Origin of the sequence: Occallatibacter sp., from assembly GCF_049582745.1 — a bacterium.
GTDB lineage: Bacteria > Acidobacteriota > Terriglobia > Terriglobales > Acidobacteriaceae > Telmatobacter.
On record NZ_JBAUUO010000076.1, the window covers coordinates 1 to 4,320 of the forward strand.

Here is a 4,320-nt window from a genome sequence, read left to right on the forward strand (position 1 = left end):
ACCCTTCCCACAGACCTTGGAAATCGATAATGCCGATTCCCACATTCCCGCGCCACGACTACGACGAGGATGAATATCTCCTCAAACCCGCAGGGCTAAGAGATACGCATTCTGAGGGCAAGGTCAAAGAGCCTCAAGGTGCGGGAAGCGCGTAAACAGTTCAGGAATAGCCGACTCATACCTCATTGCTGGAATCATAGACCTCAATTAACTCCCAGTTGGGTCGGGGACATTATGATGCGGGACTATCACGGCCCAACGGGAAATTGCACCATTTTTGGTTACGTCCGGTTGGCCCACAATCCAACCACGACTCGGAGAATGACCTCAATGAGCGATTTAGCCTGTTGGCGCGAATTGAGAGCACAACTTGGAGCGCTAACCTGTAGTTTTCCCGGATGCGTAGTCCAGACTCAGTAGTCAACTTCCGGACAGAGAACGTGTGCGGCCTCGTCTGCGGGTAACGTGACCGCACAATCGCCGTACCTTGTAACACAAATGGCGAATCGTTTTCGACCTGATCACTCAGTATCGTCGCGGTCATCATCCCAGTCATCATCCTGCACCGGACGCAGGTTGTGCTTGTAGACTGCTTTGCCGACAATGAGCCCCAGCAGCGCTCCTGCGTCCTGGTCGGTTCGAAAATGGATCCCGCCGTAAACACGAGCGTCGCTGATGTCGTCGGCAATCTGCCTGAACGAGGTGTATTGCAGGACGATGGTGGGCACGGCGGGGTTTGACAGCGTCATCGAATGTCCAGCTTCGCCGTAGAGACGTCTCATGACCGCCGCTGCTGCATTGGCTGCGCTGCCGTGGTTTGAGGGATAACTCGGGAAACAGGGGGTCACGATGAAGGGCAGCCAGTCCGGATCGGGGTCGGTTTTCCGGTTGCTGTCCGTGTCACCCGCACGGATCGCGGTTTCGGGGCGCCAGAAGTTGTAGTGGTATTTATTGAAGAACGCTGCGACCAGGCTGTCGTTGATCGCCATGTTGATCAGGGCCAGAGCTCGGGCATTCTCAGACAGCGTACGTCGCTGTTCCTGCGCGATCTGCCTTGCGGCCTGGTTGAATGCCTGAGTTGGTGAGGTTGCCGCGTAGTAGGTCGCGACATCTGACCGATCTGGTGGCCTCTCGGTGCTGTCGAGGCTTCCCACCGTCATCACCTCGTTGTACGTCTTCGCGTATCTGTTACTCGCAAGCGCTGGCGGAGGACCGAGGAGAAACTCCTTCGCGCTCCGGATACCGAACGGGGTTACGTTCTGCCATTGAAATGCGATTCCGGAGGCGATTCCATTCACCTTTGGACAACTCGGCGTGGCCTGCCATTCGCCGGGAACAGGCGGACCGGGTGTCTTGAACTGCGCAGGCGACGACCCGTCGTTGGCGCGAAGAGCGATCAGTGCCATGGCTGCGGCATCGCCCGTTGCTATGCCGTCAATCTTGGCCTGGCCGTCCGGTATCAAAGCCAGCGAGTTCGCGAGGGCTGCGTCGAGATTCGAAGCGCTCGCCGGGAAGTAGGTTCTGAGCACGCGATAGCTGGCCTGGACAGCTGCTGCGTCGGCTGAGGCGCCGTGGGGCGCGACTATACTCCCAAGATACGGTCGATAGTCGCCGGTGATAGCGTTGACGGCTTCAAAGACAGCGACCTGCACAATCGCTGCAAACCGCGCCTGGGCGAACGGGTTCTGGCCGTTCGTAACGGCTGTGTCTACCGCAATTACGTTCCAGTCCAGGACGGAATCGGCTTTTGCCACGGCAGGCTCGAACAGCAGAGTCGCCATCAGCATGCACAGACCAAAAGTCCTCTTCCCCGCGCCACGATACATCCTCTTCATTGTGCCTCCCCGAATTCTCACTGCCTCTTGGTCAGTGATGAGCGTCATTCTTCCGGTAGAGGGCATGGTTGTCCATACCGAAGCGCATGTCGGGACGTTATGTTTTGTGTCGCGCTAAGCGCAAGCATTAGCGGCTCTTAATCCCCATGTTGTGGAATTGGTGTAAGATCGTGGCACTTCGGAAGGCGGCGCATGCCCTCCCAGCCGGTTGGACTCCAGGAATCTATCCTCTTCGGCGAAGACTTCGAGCTCGATCTTCGGCCTCGCAGGTTGCGCCGCGGCGGGCGTGTGCTGAAGCTGGAGCGCATCCCGCTGGACATTCTTCTTCTGCTGCTCGAGCACCCGGGCGAGATTGTGACTCGCGAGGAAATCGTGGCCAGGGTATGGGGAACCGATGTCTTTCTGGACACGGACAACAGCATCCGGGGCGCAATCCGCAAGATTCGACAAGTTCTGAAAGACGACCCCGAGCAGCCGAGATTCATACAGACCGTAACCGGACGGGGATATAGGTTCATCGCGCCTGTTGTTTCTCCCGGAGAAGAGGGCTCCGCTGAGTTGATCGGACTTGAAGGACCAATTGCTCGCACAGACGCTCAGAGAGCTATTTTGGAGCCCGCGGATGGTCGGCAAGACAATGGGCTGCACGTGGGCGACGAACCAGAGCCGGCAGCGGCAGAGTTCCCAATCGCCGAAGGCGCGCCAGTACTAGGGCATCGTCGTTCTCGCACGTGGCTTCTGGTTGGCGTGGCTGCGCTGGCGCTTCTTGGTCTCGTGGCGCTCCCCGCATGGTGGCGCTGGCGAGCGAGAGTGGCCGCCGCTTCCCAGCCCAAGACAGTGCTGGCAGTACTGCCGTTCGACAATCTGAGCGGAGACGCTGACCAGGAATTCTTCAGCGACGGGCTGACTGAGGAGATGATCTCCCAGATCGGAAAGCTGAACAGGGATCGATTAATAGTCATCGCTCGCAGTTCCATCGCGAAGTACAAAGACAGCAAACAGACTGCGAAGGAGATCGGTCGAGAACTGAACGCCGACTATCTTGTTCAAGGCAGTGTTCGAGGTTCGCCGGACCGCGTACGCATCACAGTTGAGTTGATCGATGCCAAAAAACAGACGGACGTCTGGACCGAGAGTTACGACCGCGAGCTAAAAGATGTGCTTGCCGTGCAAGACTCCGTGGTGAGGAGCATCGCAAACGAGATTCACATTGTTCTGGCCGAAGACCAGAAGAGGCGTTTGGCAAGTTCGCGGCAGACCGTGCCCGAAGCATACGTGGAGTATCTAAAAGGCCGCTACTATTGGAACAAGCGAACCGGAGACAGCATAGCAATGGCGGAGCAATACTTTCAGCAGGCGATTGACCGCGATCCAACCTTCGCCGCGGCTTATTCCGGGCTGGCCGACTGCAACAGCGGACTCGCGTGGCACGGGTTCAAGGCCCCGGCAGACTCGCTCCCGAAAGCTTACGCAGCCGCTCGCAAGGCAATTGAAATCGATCCGGAATCGGCTGAAGCCCACGCCTCGCTGGGACTGGTGCTGAGCCATCGATGGGAGTGGGCCGGAGCAGAAGCCGAGTTCAGGCGCGCCCTGGAACTGGATCCTCAATACGCGAACGCGCATCACTGGTATGGAGACTATCTTTCGATCAGGGGCCGCCATGACCAGGCACTCGCGGAGGCGCGACATGCTTTGGCACTCGATCCTCTGAACCTGACGATCAGTACATGGGTAGGACTTCGCTACTACATGGCGCGCAACTATTTCGCCGCAATCCAGCAGAATCGCGATTCTGTTGAGATGGACCCGAATTTTGCAGCTGCGCACCTTGTTCTCGGAGAGGACTATGTGCAGGTAGGCATGCACAACGAAGCAGTGAACGAGCTGAAAAGGGCGGCGAGTTTGTCTGGAGACAGCCCACTGTATACGGCCCAGGTTGCGATCGCCCTAGCGGCTGCAGGCCGGAATCGCGAAGCACTCCAAATCGCGCACGAATTGGAAGCGAACGCGAAGAAGCGTTACGTCTCGCCGTATGCCCTGGCTCAGATTTTCGCAGCGCTGAAGATGGATCGGGAGACATTCACGTGGCTGGAGGCCGCATGGGGCGATCATGCTGTCTGGATGGGGTATCTCGCCGTAGACCCGATTTTTGACCGCTATCGTTCCGATGCGCGTTTTCAGGAACTGCTCGGGCGCGTAGGCCTGCCTTGACTCAGCTACGGCTGTCTTAGAGAACCCGCCAGCATGTTCGCGGTAGACGGGCGGTGAATGAGTGTCTCGATCGGCGATGTGCTCACTGACCTAGATTCGTACCTTTCAAGTCGGCTTCTCGAGCGTCTTCTGTGGCTTAGCCTAAGTTCCGGTCGCAGTAGGGACGATCATTGCTGATCGCCCCCTGCGCAGATCCGTACGAGCGCGTCTACGCATACGGCTCTTATGAAGGATGAGTGGCGTAGAAGCGAGCATCGGGATAGGGATGCAGGAC

Annotated in this window: 3 protein-coding genes; 2 read left to right on the forward strand and 1 reads right to left on the reverse strand. The window is 58.0% G+C overall.

The features are described from left to right. Window positions 1-29 precede the first annotated feature (29 nt). Entirely contained in the window at window positions 30-155 is a 126-nt protein-coding gene (locus WCA10_RS13020) for a hypothetical protein (RefSeq protein WP_472822958.1), read from the forward strand. 366 nt (window positions 156-521) lie between these two features. Here the strand turns inward: WCA10_RS13020 and WCA10_RS13025 are convergent, their stop codons facing one another. Next, window positions 522-1,835 carry a vanadium-dependent haloperoxidase gene (locus tag WCA10_RS13025; RefSeq protein ID WP_472822959.1) on the reverse strand — a complete coding sequence of 438 codons (1,314 nt, stop codon included), beginning with the start codon at window positions 1,833-1,835 and terminating at the stop codon, window positions 522-524. Window positions 1,836-2,027: 192 nt separating this feature from the next. Here WCA10_RS13025 and WCA10_RS13030 point away from each other — a divergent pair, with 192 nt between their 5' ends. Continuing rightward, the gene (locus WCA10_RS13030) at window positions 2,028-4,046 is read left to right on the forward strand and encodes a winged helix-turn-helix domain-containing tetratricopeptide repeat protein (protein WP_472822960.1); all 2,019 of its coding nucleotides are present in this window, start codon (window positions 2,028-2,030) and stop codon (window positions 4,044-4,046) included. The last annotated feature ends 274 nt before the right edge of the window (window positions 4,047-4,320 follow it).

Excerpts from the sequence above, each read along its gene's own strand:
- WCA10_RS13020 (WP_472822958.1), top strand. The coding sequence starts at position 30 with ATGCCGATTCCCACATTCCCGCGCCACGACTACGACGAGGATGAATAT.
- WCA10_RS13025 (WP_472822959.1), bottom strand. The coding sequence starts at position 1,835 with ATGAAGAGGATGTATCGTGGCGCGGGGAAGAGGACTTTTGGTCTGTGC.
- WCA10_RS13030 (WP_472822960.1), top strand. The coding sequence starts at position 2,028 with ATGCCCTCCCAGCCGGTTGGACTCCAGGAATCTATCCTCTTCGGCGAA.